Below are 15,272 nucleotides of genomic sequence, written 5' to 3'. Positions count from 1 at the left end.
TGCCCGTTGCTTGCGCCGCCTTCACACCGCCGCGTACGTCACCGGGTCGCTCCCCGGCACCGCCTCCGCCCGGCCCAGCTTCACCAGCCGCCGCAGATGCGCCTCGGCCTCCGAGACGGCGATGGTGCGGGAGCCGTACGGGATCTCGGCCCAGGGGCGGTTCCACTCCATGCGCTCGGCGAGCTGCCAGGGCGTGAGGGGCTCGGCGAGCAGCGCCAGCAGGGCGGTCAGGCGTGACTCGTGGTGCGTGAGCAACTCGCGTACGCGCCCGGCGGCGTCGGGGAACGGGTGCTGGTGGGCCGGGAGGACCTCGGCGGGGGCCAGCCGGCCGACGCGCTCCAGGGAGTCGAGGTAGTCGCCCAGGGGGTCGGTGACAGTGGCGTCCTCCGGATCCTCGTAGAGGCCGATGTGCGGGGTGATCCCGGGCAGCAGGTGATCGCCGGAGAACAGGCGCCCCCGGCCCGGGAGCCGGGCCGGGTGGGTCTCCTCCAGGTGGAGGCAGACGTGGCCCGGTGTGTGCCCCGGGGTCCAGATCGCGCGCAGGCGGCGGCCGGGCAGCGCCAGGAGTTCGCCGGGGACGATGTCGCGGTCGGGCAGGGCGGGGGAGAGGCCGGGCAGGGTGCGGTGGCGGGGCTGCCGCAGGGGCGCGATGTGCTCCTCGGGGGCGCCGGCCGCGGCGAGCTTGGCCGCCATGTACGTGAACCAGCGCTCGGGGCGGGCCTCCCGGGTCCGCCGTACGACCGCGGTGTCCGCCGCGTGCATCGCGATCCACGCGCCCGACGCCTCCCGGACCCGGCCGGACAGGCCGTGGTGGTCCGGGTGGTGGTGGGTGATGACCACGCCGTGGATCTCGGCGGCCGAGGTGCCGCAGGCCGTGAGGCCCTCCGCGAGGGTGTCCCAGGACTCCGGGTCGTCCCAGCCGGTGTCGATCAGCACCGGTCCGCGGTCGGTGTCGACGACGTACACCAGCGTGTGGCCGAGCGGGTTGTCCGGGATCGGGACCCGGAGGGACCGGACCCCTCCGCCGTGATCGGTCACCTGTGTCATGGGCTCCCCTGTCGCCGGCTCCCCGTCACTATAACTAGAACCGGTTACAAAGGTTGCCCCCAGACACGGCCCAGCGATGGGAGGCGTTGATCGCTTCCGAGGTCACCTACTCAGGCCGGGTGCGCAATCGGCGCATCAGTTCGACAAGGGCCAGCAGGCTGATCACGGGAGAGAGGGCGGCGAAGAGCATTCCTGCCGAGTCGTCTTCCTTGCTGAGGGAGGCCCATAGGCTCCAAGCAAGCGCTGCCGCCACGCCCGTCATGGTGATAAGCCAGGAGGAAGATTCTCGCCGACCGTCAATGATGGCCGCTGTGATGCCCAATCCGCCGCACACCATAAGTCCCATGACGAGTGCCGCATGGCCCCAACTGGGAACACCGAGTGCTCCGTCGAAGACAGGTTCGGCGTCCAACTGCCGGTACGTGGCCCAAAGGCTGCCGATGTACACCACCATGAGCGCCAGCAGGCTCAGCACCTTGATCAGCCGCCCAAGCAGGCCGCGTTGCTCAGTTGTCATTTCGTCCTCACTGTTACCGTTGGGCTCTTTCTCTGCCAGAGAATCAAGGAAGCCGGCGCCGGTGCACCCTTGAAAGAGGCGCTCGGTTCACGGCGCTTTGGCAGCATGGCGAGTGCCAATCAATCCGGGACACGATTCAGGGGGACCGCAGTGATCTCGATGAGCCGGATGTGGCCACCGGGGATGATGACGTAGTCCGCGTCCGTGGACCGCGGGTGGTCTTCGCCGGGGCTGCGGATGGAGATGGGGTGGTGCAGGGCGACGTCGCGGTAGTAGGTGTCCCGCTCGTCGGACACCATGTGTCCACTGCCGTACACCAGCGTGCCGTCGTCCATCAGCACTTGCACCTCGGGGTCAGCCTCCCCCCGCCGGGGTTTGAGAAGTTCCGCCCATACAGTGCCGGGCGTGGTGGACCAGCTGCTCGCGCCGCTGTGACGGCCGCGCAGCTCCCCCAGCACGATGCAGGTGACGGTGCTGAGGGTGAGGATGAGGACTCCGGAACGGATGAGGTGCCAGGCATGCGAGCGGGCATAGGCGGCGCCGGACAGGACGCCGTCGAGCGTGGCGAGGCCCGGCACGTTCTCGGCGAGGGCGAGAACGCCTGCTGCGGTGGCAAGCGCCGCGAAGGTGCCGACCGTGAAGAGCTCGGCGACTTCCCTTGTGGCGCCTGGTCGTTCGCGCAGGCCGTGGCGTTCGTAGTGGATGAGGTAGAGATAGCCGGGGACGGCCGCGAACAGCAGGGCTATGAGCCCCACGAGGCTGGAGGGCATGAAGGGTCACTCGGCGGCTGGGGGTGTCGGGGGAGCCGGTGGAACCGGCGGAGAAGGCGGGGACGGACGGCGGTCGGTAGGTTTGTACTGGCTCTTGATGCCGCCCAGTGGGCGGTCCTCGTCCGCTTCGGCGTCCCTGTCCAGCAGGCTCCGTAACGCCTTGGCCTCCTCTTCCGCGGAGGGCGTGGGCGGTGTCGGCTGCGGCTCCGTCTCGTCCGTCATCGTCGTCCTTCCCGCTCGTGGTCGAGCGTCATCGTCGTCCTTCAAGGGCTGTGGTCACCTAGCTCCGTAGGCCGTTATGCCGGCCCACTTGTCGGTCTGCTCAGGTGAGTCGTCCTCGTCCAGCAGTGCCACCGCGGCCCGTCGAGCGGCTTCCAGCGGGGCGCTGCCGTGACAGCGGTGGACGATCCACTCGGCGCAGTGGTGAGTCGCCAGCCTCGACCGCATGGGGAAGGGGCTGGCCAGGACAAAGGCCGCTCCCGCCTCGTGGAAGGCGTGAACCAGCGCGTTGGCGACGTCACCGGCCAGTTCGAGCGGGCGTGGTGTGAGGGGCGTCAGGAATTCGAGTGCCCCATGCCCACCGCTGTGGTCGGCCGTGGCTCGCAGACTGGTGCTGCATGCTGTGAGCAGCACCTCTTGGAAGCACATGCGGCTCATGAGGACTTCGCCCGCTTCGAGTACGCCGTCGATCAGCTGCACCCCGGCGTCGAAAGGTGCCCCTGGGGCTGCCAGGCCGTGGGTGACGATGTGGAGTACGTCCGTGATGCTGCGGTCGGGCGGCCCGGAGTTCAGCAGGTCCCGCAGCGTCGCAACTGTGGCATGGTGACCGGTGATTGGATCCTCGCGAAGCCGGTGCGCTCCCAGGTACTCGGCCAGGCTGCGCACCGCCCGCCCTGCCTCCGGCAGCTCCTTGCCCTCGGGTTGTCGGGTGACGCCCAGCAGTGTGGCCCGGACCCGTCCGGCGGGGCGGTGGTCCAGGAGCGGCACACAGGACAGGTTGGGGACGATGCCGATGGCCGTTCGGCGGATCACATGATGGCCATGGTGGCGGGCGACCGTCCAGGGCAGGGTGTGCAGGCGTCCGTGCGGAGCCAGCAGACAGGTGCCGCTGTCGGCGATCTTGTCGGCGAAGGCCGGAGGGATCAGGTCGGCCAAGCCGATGCCGCGATGGCCCCAGAAATCCAGGAGCGCGGGCCCTTCTTGGAGTTCGCGCTGGTGTGCCTCCAGCGCGCTCAGAACCCTGTTGTCCAGCCGCCGGGTGCCCATGTGCAGTCCGCCGTCCGGTGTGGCCAGCACGGCCAGGACACTGTCGGGGCGTTCGTACAGGCTCAGTGCCACGCACGGGCCGGGATTGCCGCCCGTCGCGGCGGTGCCGTAGGCGGCCAGGAAGTGGCTGAGCCTGTCGAGGTCGAAGGGCGGATCATCCCTGATGAGACGCCAGCGAGGATCGATCGCTCGGATCTTGGTGAGCAGTCCGGCACGCTCGACGCGCAGGCGATCGGCTTCCTTCCAAGCGCCGCGTCGCTCGGCGCTCGCGAGCCGCCGGCTCACTTCCGTGAACGCGCCGTGGTCCGGTCCGTTCCGTACGTCCCGCCCCGTGGTGTCGGCCGAGGCGGCCGGCGTGCGCCACGCTTCCGAGCGGAGCAGGGACAACCGTGCCGAGAAGGCGCGGGCCTTGAGCAGATCGGTGACGACCGCACACAGCTGCGCATCGCCGGTCTCCTCAGCGAAGGCCTGGACCTCCTTGAACAACGGCTGGTGAAAGCGCAGATGCAGTGTGTCGAAGCGGTGACCCAGCGGCACGCGCAGCACCCGGTCGAGAGCGAGTGCCATCTGGCGATAAGCACGCACCGCACCTGTCTGGTCTCCGGTGGCGCGGTGGGCCCGGGCGCGCTCGGCGTGCAGGCCGGCCGCCAGCAGGTCGTCGGGATGGTCTGCCGTGCAGCGCTCACCGCGGTCGCACCAGCGCAGCGACTCCTTCCACCATCCGTCCCCATTCCCCAGCCGGGCAGCCTCGGCACGCAGGCGGCAGTACGCCGCGCCGCGTACCAACCGAAGATGTGCCCGCATCGACGTCCGGTCTCCGGCGTCGGCTCCGTCGAACAGCGGAGCGGCCAATTCCAGCAGCCGGTGTGCCTCGGCCACCGCGTCGCGGTCGAGCGCGCAACGGGCACGTTGCAGCAGTCCCACTTCCGTCAGACCGGACGCGGTGTAGAGCGGCATGCATCTCACAAACGCCCGCTCGGCCGCTTCCGGCCGGCCCGTGTCCCGCAACGCGCCCGCTTTCACATCCAGCAGCCGCATATAGACGGTGGATGCCTGGAGCAGCCGGGCGGCCGTCGCCGGTCCGTCGTCGCCGTGGCCGGAGCGGGCCGAGAGAAGACGCATCGCTTCGGGGTCGGTCTCGTCGATCGGCCCGTCAGGGAGGAGGGCGGCGAGCTCCGCCTCCAGAGGTGCCAGCACCTCCAGAACGGTCTCCTGATCGTGAAGCCGGTGCAGCACCTCGGCGTGCAGCACTCGCAGGTCTCCGTAAGGGGATGGCGGTGGGAGGGCAGGGCCGTCCGGCAGGTGGGTGGCCCGGTCCACGAGCGCCAGGGCCTCACTGGCCCGGCCCTCCTGAAGCTCGTACTGTGCTTTGCCCGCCAGGAAGTTGCGGAGCTGGTCCGGGGTCGCGTGGGACGTGAACTCCTCAGCCGCCGCCCAGAACTCCTCGACCTGCCGGTACGTCCGGGCTCCGGACGGGTGGGTGGTCAGCTCGCGGCCGTGGACGTCGAGCAGGATCCCCGCGACGTCGGACGCCTTGACCGGGCCCGGTGTGGCACCGCCGGGCCGGCCCAGCACCGTGAGCAGCCGCCGTCCGAGGAGGGTCAGTTGCTGAAATAGCCCTCCGGTCGGCTGCCCTGCGTCAGCCGCCTGCCAGTACTGCGCCTGCACCTCGAAGAAGTCCGTGGCCAGGTTGTGGAATTCCGTCATACGCCCCGTGCCCCCGTGTCCCCGAAATCGCTCCATGTCCCCGATGTCGTCGGCAGACGGACGGCCGCATGTCACCCAAGTGCCGTGGCATACCGAGCTGTTGCGGGAAATCCGATGCAGCCAGGCGGCCTGTCAGAACACCGTACGACCGCCAGTGCTCTTGCCGTACCACCGTGCCAGGGCCGAGCGTGGCGCGAATCAGGATGTTCCCTAGTTCCTGCGGGCGCGACGGGGGATCGGCCACACTCGTCACGCGGCGTATAGACGTCGCCACTGATCGGTCGTCTGTTGCTCGGGGGATGTTGTGATGACGCTGGGGGGACTGCGGGGACTACTGTCGCGGGCGGAGGAGCGGGCGCGTCTGCGGCAACTCGTCGCGGATGCCCGACGGGGGCGAAGCGGAGTACTCGTATTGCAGGGCGAGCCGGGAATCGGAAAGAGCGCCCTGCTGGAGGAGGTGGTGGCGGAGGCCGCGGGGATGGTGGTGCTGCGGGCCACGGCCATCGAAATGGAAGCCGAACTCGCCTTCGCCGGGCTCGGTGAGCTGGTGCGTCCCGTGGAGCACCTGATCAACCGGCTGCCGTCGGCACAGGCACGCGCCCTGCGCACCGCCCTGTCGCTGGAGGAGGGCCACACTCCGGACGGATTGACCTTAGGGGCAGCCACACTGACGCTGCTCACGGATGCCGCCGCCGCAACTCCTGTACTGGTCGCCGTGGACGACGCGCACTGGATGGACGAGGCAAGCACAAAGGCCCTGCTCTTCGCATTTCGGCGCTTACAGGCCGAGGCGGTGGCGGTGCTGGTCACGGCACGCGACGACGAGGACTGCCCCTTCACCGCGGCCGGGTTGCCGACGGTGCAACTCAGCGGTCTCGAGCCGACGGCAGCCGCCGCGCTGGTGCAAAGGGTGGCTGACGTACCCGCCGACAGCGAACCCTTCAAACGGCTCTACCGGGAGACCGCAGGCAACCCTCTGGCCCTCCTCGAAGCAGCGTCCGCTCTGCCCGACGCTCAGGTACTCGACGGGCCTTGGCCGGTGGGCCCGCGGCTGACCGCCGCCTACTCGGCCCGGCTGGCAGCCCTCCCGGAGGCCAGTCGCCGCGCGCTGACGGTTGCGGCAGCCGCATACACCGAGGAAGCCGCGGTGCTGACGGCGGCGCTGCGTCGACTCACCCTGAACGTCGAGGTTCTGCAGACACTCGAGGCAGCTCATGTCATCGACCGGTCAGGCGGCAAGGTGACGTTCGCGCACCCGCTGCTGCGCGCGGCCGCATACCACATGGCCGGAGCCGAGCAGCGGCGTGAGGCCCACCGAGCCCTGGCCGGGGCGCTCACTGACCGAACCGGCCCGGTGGACCGTGAGCAACGCAGCTGGCATCTTGCCGCCGCGGCGGCCGAGGCGGATTCTGCCGCAGCGGCGGCGCTGGCTGACACCGCCGCCAGGGCCCGCGACCGGGGCGCCTTGCCCGCCGCTGTCCGTGCCTACGAGCGTGCCGCCGATCTTTCGCCCCTCCCGGTCGACCGGGGACGCCACCTGTTGGCAGCCGCCGAGGTGGCACAGCTCGCCGGCCGAGGGGATCAGGCGTTGACTCTGGCCGAGACCGCCACGAACGCCACCGACGACGCGACGGTATGCGCCGGGGCGACCGGATTGCGCAGTCAGATCCTGCTTCTGCGCCAGCCACCGCGCCGTGTCCACGACCAGTTGGTCGACATGGCCGAGGGGCTCGAGACGGCGCATGCGGTGCCGCTGTTGGTCGCCGCCGCGGGTGCGGCATGTATGGGCGGCGGGATCGCCCAAGCGCGCGTGACCGCCGACCGGGCTTCCGCATTCGTCCGCCAGGATGGGGCCGCATCATTCGAAAAACCGGCGGCCCTGATGCGGGCGCACACGATGATGCTCTCCGGCGAACGCCGCGAGGCCGCCGCCGTATTCGACTCCTGTGAAAAGTTCCTCACTGAGACCGACCCGCTCTCCATCGGAGTCGAGGCGACGAGCTTCTCCGCAATGGATCTCATGTGGCTCGAGCGGTTCCCCGCGGCACGGACGCTGCTGGAACGAGCCATCCGGAGCGCACGCAGGATCGGCGCCTCGGAGCGGCTCGTCCCCTACCTGACCGTCTTGGCCGACCTGCAGCTGCGCACCGGCTGCTGGGACGACGCCTACGCCCTGGCCGGCGAAGGAACCGCCCTTGCTGCCGAGGTGGGACAGCCGGTCCTGCAGGCCTACGCAATCTCCACTTCGGCCCGGATAGAGGCTGCTCGGGGACGCACCGCGGAGTGCATCGAACATGCCCGCCAGTTTCGCCGACTCGTCGAGGGTCGGGGGGCGGACCTGGTCACCCCGTACATGGAAGCCGCAGTCGGTCTCCTCGACCTGGGCAGCGGCAAGGATTCCGAAGCCGCAGCCCGCCTTCATGACCTCCAGCAGCAGGTGGCGGCCTCGGGGCTTGGGGAACCGGCCGTCTTGCAGCACCAGCCCGACCTGATCGAAGCATGCTTGGCCGCAGACGACCCCTGCGGCGCCGAAGCGGCGCTGAGTGAACTCATGGGCCAGGTCCAGCGGGCGCCGTCCTCGTGGGGACAGGCGGTTACTGCACGGTGCCGAGGGCTCATCCATGCCGACGAAGACGCCTACGTGGAGGCCTTGCGGCATCACGAGCTACTGCCGGATCCCTTCGCGAAGGCCCGTACCGACCTCGCGTACGGACGATTCCTGCGGAGGGGAAGGAAGCGCGGTGCCGCCCGTCGTCCCCTCCTCGCCGCCCGACGGGTGTTCGAGCGCCTCCGCGCAGATCCGTGGACGGGGATCGCCGAGCGGGAACTTCGAGCGGCCGGATTCGAGACGCCCACCCGTCGCAGCCATGAGCCTGTCGCACTGACAGAGCGAGAGACGCAGGTCGCAGTGCTTGTCGCCAAGGGTCACACCAACCGCGAAGTGGCCGCGACGCTGTTCCTGTCCGAGAAGACGGTCGAGTATCACCTCAGCCATATCTACACCAAACTGCGCGTTCGGTCCCGAGTCCAACTCGCCAGTCGTCTGGCCGTCGGCACGCAGCATCCTGCATGAGGGACGCCGCGGTCCTCATTGCCGCCGAAGTGGTGAGGCGGAGTGGGCGACCGATGCCGGCACGGATGCGGAGCCCGGCACGGCTAGGGAAATCACTGGTATGTCCCAGCGGTGAAACTCCGTAACGTGCACAGCGTGCTTCCTCGGCCGCCGCAGCGATGCGCAGATGGGAAGGCACCCGACCAGCGCCTACACGCACCCGCGATGTTGAGCGATGTCATGCGGAAATCGTCGCTTCCGTCTGGGCCGAGGGGCGCCGAGACGAAGCGAGTTATGCGCCGTCCGTGAGGAGGACCGCGAACAGATGCGCCAGTTCATCATCTTCGTCGAATTCCTGGCGGCGATTGTCTTCCTGCTGACTTTGGTGTCGACATGCACGGCTCCGGAGTCGCCTCCTGCCAGCCCCTACCAGGTGCCCGCGCCGCCACCGCCCCCGCCACCGTGCTGCGACGCAACCACTTGCTGGTGTCCGCCCTGATGCGGAGAGGGGCTGACTCCGCGGCCGGCAAGCCCCCTGATGGCCCATGCGTTCCAAGCCCGTACCTGATCACTGGGGAAACCGATGGTCAGAGGATTCTCGTCCCGTCCGTGGACTACTCCAACTAGAACTGGTATCAGTTCTGAAGCGCCGTCAGAAAGGGCGTCGTCCCCCGGGAGGCATACGCCATGACCGAGCTCGTGGAACACGGACAGCTGTTCATCGGCGGGGAGTTGACCGACCCCCTGGGCCAGGACGTCATCGAGGTGATCTCGCCGCACACCGAGGAGGTCATCGGACGCGTCCCGCACGCCTCGACGGCGGACGTGGACCGGGCCGTGGCGGCGGCGCGGCGGGCGTTCGACGAGGGGCCCTGGCCGCGTATGAGCCTCGACGAGCGGATCGAGGTCGTGGGCCGGATCAAGGACGCCATCGCCGTCCGGCACGACGAGATCGCCCGCGTGATCTCCGCCCAGAACGGATCGCCGTACTCCTGGAGCGTCCTCGCCCAGGCGCTCGGCGCGGTGATGGTCTGGGACTCGGCGATCACCGTCGCCCGGGACTTCACCCACGAAGAGTGCCGGGACGGCGTGCTGGGCCGGATCCTCGTACGGCGTGAGCCCGTCGGGGTCGTGGCCGCCGTGGTCCCCTGGAACGTCCCGCAGTTCGTCGCCGCCGCCAAGCTCGCCCCGGCCCTGCTCACCGGCTGCACGGTCGTCCTCAAGCCCTCGCCCGAGTCCCCGCTCGACGCCTATCTGCTCGGCGAGATCGCCCGCGAGGCCGGGCTGCCGGAGGGCGTGCTGTCGATCCTGCCCGCCGACCGGGACGTCAGCGAGTACCTGGTCGGGCACCCCGGCGTCGACAAGGTGTCCTTCACCGGCTCGGTCGCAGCCGGCAAACGCGTGATGGAGGTCGCCGCCCGCAACCTCACCCGCGTGACGCTCGAACTGGGCGGCAAGTCGGCGGCCGTCGTCCTGCCCGACGCGGACGTCGAGACGGCCGTGGCGGGCATCGCCCCGGCGGCCTGGATGAACAACGGCCAGGCCTGCGTCGCCCAGACCCGCATCCTCCTGCCGCGCTCCCGCTACGACGAGTTCGCCGACGCCCTCGCCGCCGCGGCGGGCGCCCTGACGGTCGGCGACCCGCTGGACCCGGCGACCCAGGTGGGCCCGCTGGTGGCCCGGCGACAGCAGCAGCGCAACCTCGACTACATCCGGATCGGCCAGGAGGAGGGCGCCAAGATCCTCACCGGCGGCGGACGCCCGGCCGGCCTGGACCGCGGCTGGTACGTCGAGCCGACCCTCTTCGGCGACGTCGACAACTCCATGCGCATCGCCCGCGAGGAGATCTTCGGCCCGGTGATCTGCCTGCTGCCCTACGGCGACGAGTCCGACGCCGTGAAGATCGCCAACGACTCCGACTACGGGCTCAGCGGCAGCGTCTGGACGGCGGACGTGGAGCACGGCATCGACATCGCCCGGCAGGTCCGGACGGGCACGTACTCCGTCAACACCTTCAGCCTGGACATGCTCGGCCCCTTCGGCGGCTACAAGAACTCGGGCCTGGGGCGGGAGTTCGGGCCCGAGGGGTACGGCGAGTACCTGGAGCACAAGATGATCCACCTCCCGGCGCAGGGGTAGCGATGGGCGACCGCTGGCACGTCGAGGTCGACCGTTCCCTGTGCATCGGCTCGGCCCAGTGCCTCCACCACGCGCCGGACGGCTTCCGCCTGGACGCCGCCCGCCAGTCCCGTCCCACAGCGCCCGACATGGACGCGAACGAGCGGGTGCTGGAGGCGGCCGAATGCTGCCCGGCGGAGGCCATCACGATCACGCTGGGGGGCAGCGGGGAAGCGGTGTTCCCGCCGGAGGAGTAGCGCCCCCAGCGCCGGCACCGTGGCGCCCGAAAAATCATGGATAGAGGGGTTTCATTCCCTTGTGGGCGTTCTATCCTGGAAATCGGCCTACGAGGCGAGTGAGGGAGTCCGACCGGAGTAGCCGACGTCGGCGGGAAGTGAAGTTAGGGCTTCCGCTGGTGCCGACTGCGACGGTAGGGCTGAGAGGCCGGAAGGACGCAGGGCCGCAAGGCCGGGCGACCGGAAGGCGACCCCCATCACCTGATCCGGACCATGCCGGCGAAGGGAACCCGTCTCGTAGGTCCTTCGTCGTGTCCGGGCGCCTACGGAGTGGCCGGTGCCGTCAGGTCGATCAGACGGCACACCGTCTCGATGTCGATCTTCACCTGAGCGATCGAGGCCCGGCCCGACAGCCACGTGATCAGCGCGGAGTGCCAGGTGTGCTCGATGACCCGGACGGCCGAGAGCTGCTCCGGGGTCGGGTTCTCCTGGCCCATCGCGTCCAGGATGATCGCCGTCGTCTGACGGGAGACCTGGTCCACCTCGGGGCTCACGCTGCGGTCGGCGAACGTCAGCGCGCGGACCATCGCGTCGGCCAGATGCGGCTCGCGCTGGAGGGCGCGGAAGGCCCGCATCAGCGTCTCAGCCACCCGCTCGGCCGCCGTCTCGCCCTGCGGGGGCTTCTTCCGCAGCGTGCCGTGCATGTGCTCCAGCTGGTCCTGCATCGTGGCGACCAGCAGATGGATCTTGGAAGGGAAGTAGCGGTACAGCGTGCCGAGCGCCACCTGCGAGGACTCCGCGACCTCGCGCATCTGCACGGCGTCGAAGCCGCCCCGGCTGGCCAGCTGCGCACTCGCGTGCAGGATGCGGCGGCGGCGGGCCTCCTGCCGCTCCGTGAGGGGCGGGGAGGCGGGGGCTGCCGCTCCGGCTTCCACCTTGGCCGGCTTGTTCACCTTGGCGCTCACCTTGGCTTCCGCGGGCATGTGTCGGTCCCGTTCCGTGACCGTCCGTGAGGACGAGTGATCACACAGCATGGCACGGCGCCGGTCGTGGCGTGAATCACCTGATCCACTGCTCACAGCACCCCTACCTGCCGGTAGATTCAGAGCCTCCGAACGATCAAGTCTGAAACTTGTTCTAGATTAGCGTCCCGGCGTAATCTCGCGGGACAGTGCAGGGAGAAGGGGGCCCAGAGTGACCGCTGAGGCCAGTCAGGCCGGGGCTACGGAGGGCCCCGCCGCCGACGGCTTGCGACCGCTCCACATCGCGCTCCTCACCTATAAAGGGAACCCGTTCTGCGGCGGACAGGGCGTCTATGTCCGGCATCTCTCCCGCGAACTGGCCCGCCTCGGCCACCGCGTCGAGGTCATCGGCGCCCAGCCCTACCCCGTCCTCGACGAGGGCTACGACGGGCTGCGTCTCACCGAGCTGCCCAGCCTCGACCTGTACCGCCAGCCGGATCCCTTCCGCACGCCGGGGCGCGGCGAGTACCGCGACTGGATCGACGCGCTGGAAGTCGCGACGATGTGGACGGGCGGCTTCCCCGAACCGCTGACCTTCTCGCTGCGCGCCCGCCGCCACCTGCGCGCCCGCCGCGGCGAGTTCGACGTCGTGCACGACAACCAGACCCTCGGTTACGGCCTGCTGGGCGATGTCGGCGCGCCCCTGGTGACGACCATCCACCACCCCATCACCGTCGACCGGCAGCTGGAGCTGGACGCGGCGGACGGACGGAAGCGGCGCCTGTCGGTGCGGCGCTGGTACGCCTTCACGCGCATGCAGAAGCGCGTCGCGCGCAGGCTGCCGTCCGTGCTCACCGTGTCCGGCACCTCGCAGCAGGAGATCATCGACCACCTCGGCGTCCGGCGGGACCGCATCCACGTGGTCCACATCGGCGCCGACACCGACCTGTTCTCGCCCGACCCCTCGGTGCCGGTCGTGCCGGGCCGCATCGTGACGACGTCCAGCGCGGACGTGCCGCTGAAGGGCCTGGTGCACCTCGTCGAGGCGCTGGCCAAGGTCCGTACCGAGCATCCCGGCGCCCATCTCGTCGTCGTCGGCAAGCGGCCCGCCGAAGGTCCGGTCGCCCAGGCGATGGAGCGCTACGGCGTCGCCGAGGCCGTCGAGTTCGTCAAGGGCATCTCCGACGCTGAACTCGTCGACCTCGTGCGCTCGGCGCAGGTCGCCTGCGTGCCGTCGCTCTACGAGGGCTTCTCGCTCCCGGCCGCCGAGGCCATGGCGACGGGCACGCCCCTGCTCGCCACGACCGGCGGCGCCATACCCGAGGTCGCCGGCCGCGACGGCGAGACGTGCCTGGCGGTACCGCCCGGCGACGCGGGCGCGCTCGCCGCGGGCCTGGGCCGGCTGCTGGGCGACGCGGAGCTCCGCGCCCGCCTCGGCGCGGCCGGGCGCGAACGGGTGCTGCGCCACTTCACCTGGGCCAGGGCCGCGGAGGGCACGGTGGCCCGCTACCGCGAGGCGATCGACCGGGCCGGGGTGCGTACCGTGCCGCGGACTTCCGGCCTTACGGCCCCCTCGACCGGTGCCGCAGCCGTAGCCCCGGCAGGCACAGCAGGTGCTGTCCCCGCAGCCCCGGCAGATGTAGAAGGCGTCAACTCCGAAAGCAGGGCCACGTGCTGACCGTCGACTTCTCCCGGTTCCCGCTCGCCCCGGGCGACCGCGTCCTGGACCTCGGCTGCGGTGCCGGCCGGCACGCCTTCGAGTGCTACCGGCGTGGCGCGCAGGTCGTGGCCCTGGACCAGAACGCCGACGAGATCCGCGAGGTCGCCAAGTGGTTCGCGGCGATGAAGGAGGCCGGCGAGGCCCCCGAGGGCGCCACCGCCACGGCCATGGAGGGCGACGCCCTCGCGCTGCCCTTCCCCGACGAGTCCTTCGACGTCGTGATCATCTCCGAGGTGATGGAGCACATCCCGGACGACAAGGGCGTCCTCGCGGAGATGGTGCGGGTGCTGAAGCCCGGCGGGCGCATCGCCGTCACCGTCCCGCGCTACGGGCCCGAGAAGGTCTGCTGGGCCCTCTCCGACGCCTACCACGAGGTCGAGGGCGGCCACATCCGCATCTACAAGGCCGACGAGCTGGTGGAGAAGATCCGCGAGGCCGGCCTGGAGCCCTACGGCACGCACCACGCCCACGCCCTGCACTCGCCCTACTGGTGGCTCAAGTGCGCCTTCGGCGTCGACAACGACAAGGCGCTGCCGGTGCGGGCGTACCACAAGCTGCTCGTCTGGGACATCATGAAGAAGCCGCTGGCCACCCGGGTCGCCGAGCAGGCGCTGAACCCGCTGATCGGCAAGAGCTTCGTGGCGTACGCGACCAAGCCGCACCTGCCGCGTCTGGCCGACACCGGGGCGGACGCCACGTGACCACTCCCCGGACGGAACATCTGGTCCTGCCCGGGGTGCTCACCGCCGGGCAGGCCGCCGCGACCGTCGCCGGCATCCTCGCCGTGCAGCGCGAGGACGGGGCGATCCCCTGGTTCCGGGGGCACCACCTCGACCCGTGGGACCACGTCGAGGCGGCCATGGCCCTCGACACGGCCGGTGAGCACGAGGCCGCCGAACGCGCCTACCTGTGGCTGTCCCGGCACCAGAACGAGGACGGCTCCTGGTACGCCGCCTACACCGACGGCGACCCCGACGCGGTCACCGACCGGGGCCGGGAGACCAACTTCGTCGCCTACATAGCCGTCGGCGTCTGGCACCACTATCTCTCCACCGGCGACGACGCGTTCCTGGACCGGATGTGGCCGGCGGTGTACGCGGCCGTGGAGTTCGTGCTCCGCCTCCAGCAGCCCGGCGGGCAGATCGGCTGGCGGCGCGACGACGACGGCACGCAGACGGCGGACGCCCTGCTGACGGGCAGCTCCTCCATCCACCACGCGCTGCGCTGCGCTCTCGCCATCGCCGAACAGCGCGAAGAGGCCCAACCGGACTGGGAGTTGGCGGCGGGTGCGCTGCGGCACGCCATACGCCACCACCCCGAGCGGTTCCTCGACAAGAACCGCTACTCCATGGACTGGTACTACCCGGTGCTCGGCGGTGCGCTGACCGGTGCGGAGGCCAAGGCCCGGATCGAGGAGGACTGGGAACGGTTCGTCGTGCCCGGGCTGGGCGTGCGGTGTGTGGTTCCCAACCCGTGGGTGACGGGCGGTGAGTCGGCCGAACTCGCGCTCGCGCTCTGGGCGATGGGGGAGTCCGACAGGGCACTGGAGATCCTGCAGTCGATCCGGCATCTGCGGGACGAGGACAGCGGGCTGTACTGGACCGGGTATGTGTTTGACGACGACGCGATCTGGCCGCGGGAGCTGACCACGTGGACGGCCGGGTCGTTGCTGCTGGCCGTGGCCGCGCTGGGGGGACACGAGGCCACGTGCCAGGTGTTCGGTGGTGCGGAGTTGCCTGTGGGGCTTGAGTCGGAGTGCTGCGCCTGAGAGCTCGGCGGGCTCGCCCGTTGCGCGGGCGTGGGTGGTGCGTGGCTTGTCGCGCCCATGCGGCGGAGCCGCATATCGACACAGCCCCGCGCCCCTGGAGGGCGAGCCC

The 15,272-nt window shown here is 70.2% G+C and carries 11 protein-coding genes; 6 read left to right on the top strand and 5 right to left on the bottom strand.

Going from position 1 to position 15,272, the window contains the following annotated elements:
* Window positions 1–21: 21 nt before the first annotated feature.
* From RFN52_RS11685 to RFN52_RS11670, 4 genes are all read right to left on the bottom strand, one after another.
* Complete coding sequence (locus RFN52_RS11685; protein WP_184845778.1) at window positions 22–1,047, bottom strand: Strvi_7410 family MBL fold metallo-hydrolase; 1,026 nt, start codon at window positions 1,045–1,047, stop codon at window positions 22–24.
* 106 nt (window positions 1,048–1,153) lie between these two features.
* Window positions 1,154–1,564, bottom strand: coding sequence for a hypothetical protein (locus RFN52_RS11680; protein WP_184845777.1), 411 nt, complete (start codon window positions 1,562–1,564; stop codon window positions 1,154–1,156).
* 119 nt (window positions 1,565–1,683) lie between these two features.
* Complete coding sequence (locus RFN52_RS11675; RefSeq protein ID WP_184845776.1) at window positions 1,684–2,334, bottom strand: DUF6338 family protein; 651 nt, start codon at window positions 2,332–2,334, stop codon at window positions 1,684–1,686.
* 276 nt (window positions 2,335–2,610) lie between these two features.
* A complete protein-coding gene (locus RFN52_RS11670) occupies window positions 2,611–5,307 on the bottom strand; it encodes a CHAT domain-containing protein (RefSeq protein WP_184845775.1) in 2,697 nt (898 codons plus the stop codon).
* A gap of 307 nt (window positions 5,308–5,614) precedes the next feature.
* On the opposite strand from RFN52_RS11670, the gene RFN52_RS11665 reads away from it, so the two are divergent.
* From RFN52_RS11665 to RFN52_RS11655, 3 genes are all read left to right on the top strand, one after another.
* The gene (locus RFN52_RS11665; RefSeq protein ID WP_184845774.1) at window positions 5,615–8,380 is read left to right on the top strand and encodes an AAA family ATPase; all 2,766 of its coding nucleotides are present in this window, start codon (window positions 5,615–5,617) and stop codon (window positions 8,378–8,380) included.
* Window positions 8,381–9,046: 666 nt separating this feature from the next.
* A complete protein-coding gene (locus RFN52_RS11660; RefSeq protein WP_184845773.1) occupies window positions 9,047–10,498 on the top strand; it encodes an aldehyde dehydrogenase in 1,452 nt (483 codons plus the stop codon).
* Between the two features lie 2 nt (window positions 10,499–10,500).
* Entirely contained in the window at window positions 10,501–10,734 is a 234-nt protein-coding gene (locus tag RFN52_RS11655; protein WP_184845772.1) for a ferredoxin, read from the top strand.
* Between the two features lie 302 nt (window positions 10,735–11,036).
* Here the strand turns inward: RFN52_RS11655 and RFN52_RS11650 are convergent, their stop codons facing one another.
* A complete protein-coding gene (locus RFN52_RS11650; protein WP_184557148.1) occupies window positions 11,037–11,696 on the bottom strand; it encodes a TetR family transcriptional regulator in 660 nt (219 codons plus the stop codon).
* 211 nt (window positions 11,697–11,907) lie between these two features.
* Between RFN52_RS11650 and RFN52_RS11645 the strand changes: the two genes are divergently transcribed.
* Genes RFN52_RS11645 through RFN52_RS11635 form a run of 3 tightly spaced genes read left to right on the top strand, consistent with a single transcriptional unit; the run spans window position 11,908 to window position 15,163 of the window.
* On the top strand, window positions 11,908–13,353 hold the full coding sequence (locus RFN52_RS11645; protein WP_184845770.1) for a glycosyltransferase family 4 protein: 1,446 nt from the start codon (window positions 11,908–11,910) through the stop codon (window positions 13,351–13,353).
* Entirely contained in the window at window positions 13,347–14,096 is a 750-nt protein-coding gene (locus RFN52_RS11640; RefSeq protein WP_184845769.1) for a class I SAM-dependent methyltransferase, read from the top strand. The genes RFN52_RS11645 and RFN52_RS11640 overlap by 7 nt, the downstream gene beginning before the upstream one ends.
* Window positions 14,093–15,163 (top strand): prenyltransferase/squalene oxidase repeat-containing protein, encoded by a 1,071-nt coding sequence (locus RFN52_RS11635; protein WP_184845767.1) that lies wholly within the window; start codon window positions 14,093–14,095, stop codon window positions 15,161–15,163. Before RFN52_RS11640 ends, RFN52_RS11635 begins: the two co-directional genes overlap by 4 nt.
* Window positions 15,164–15,272 lie beyond the last annotated feature (109 nt).

Source organism: Streptomyces collinus, assembly GCF_031348265.1.
Lineage (GTDB): Bacteria > Actinomycetota > Actinomycetes > Streptomycetales > Streptomycetaceae > Streptomyces > Streptomyces collinus.
This window is presented reverse-complemented; position numbering and strand designations above follow the sequence as displayed.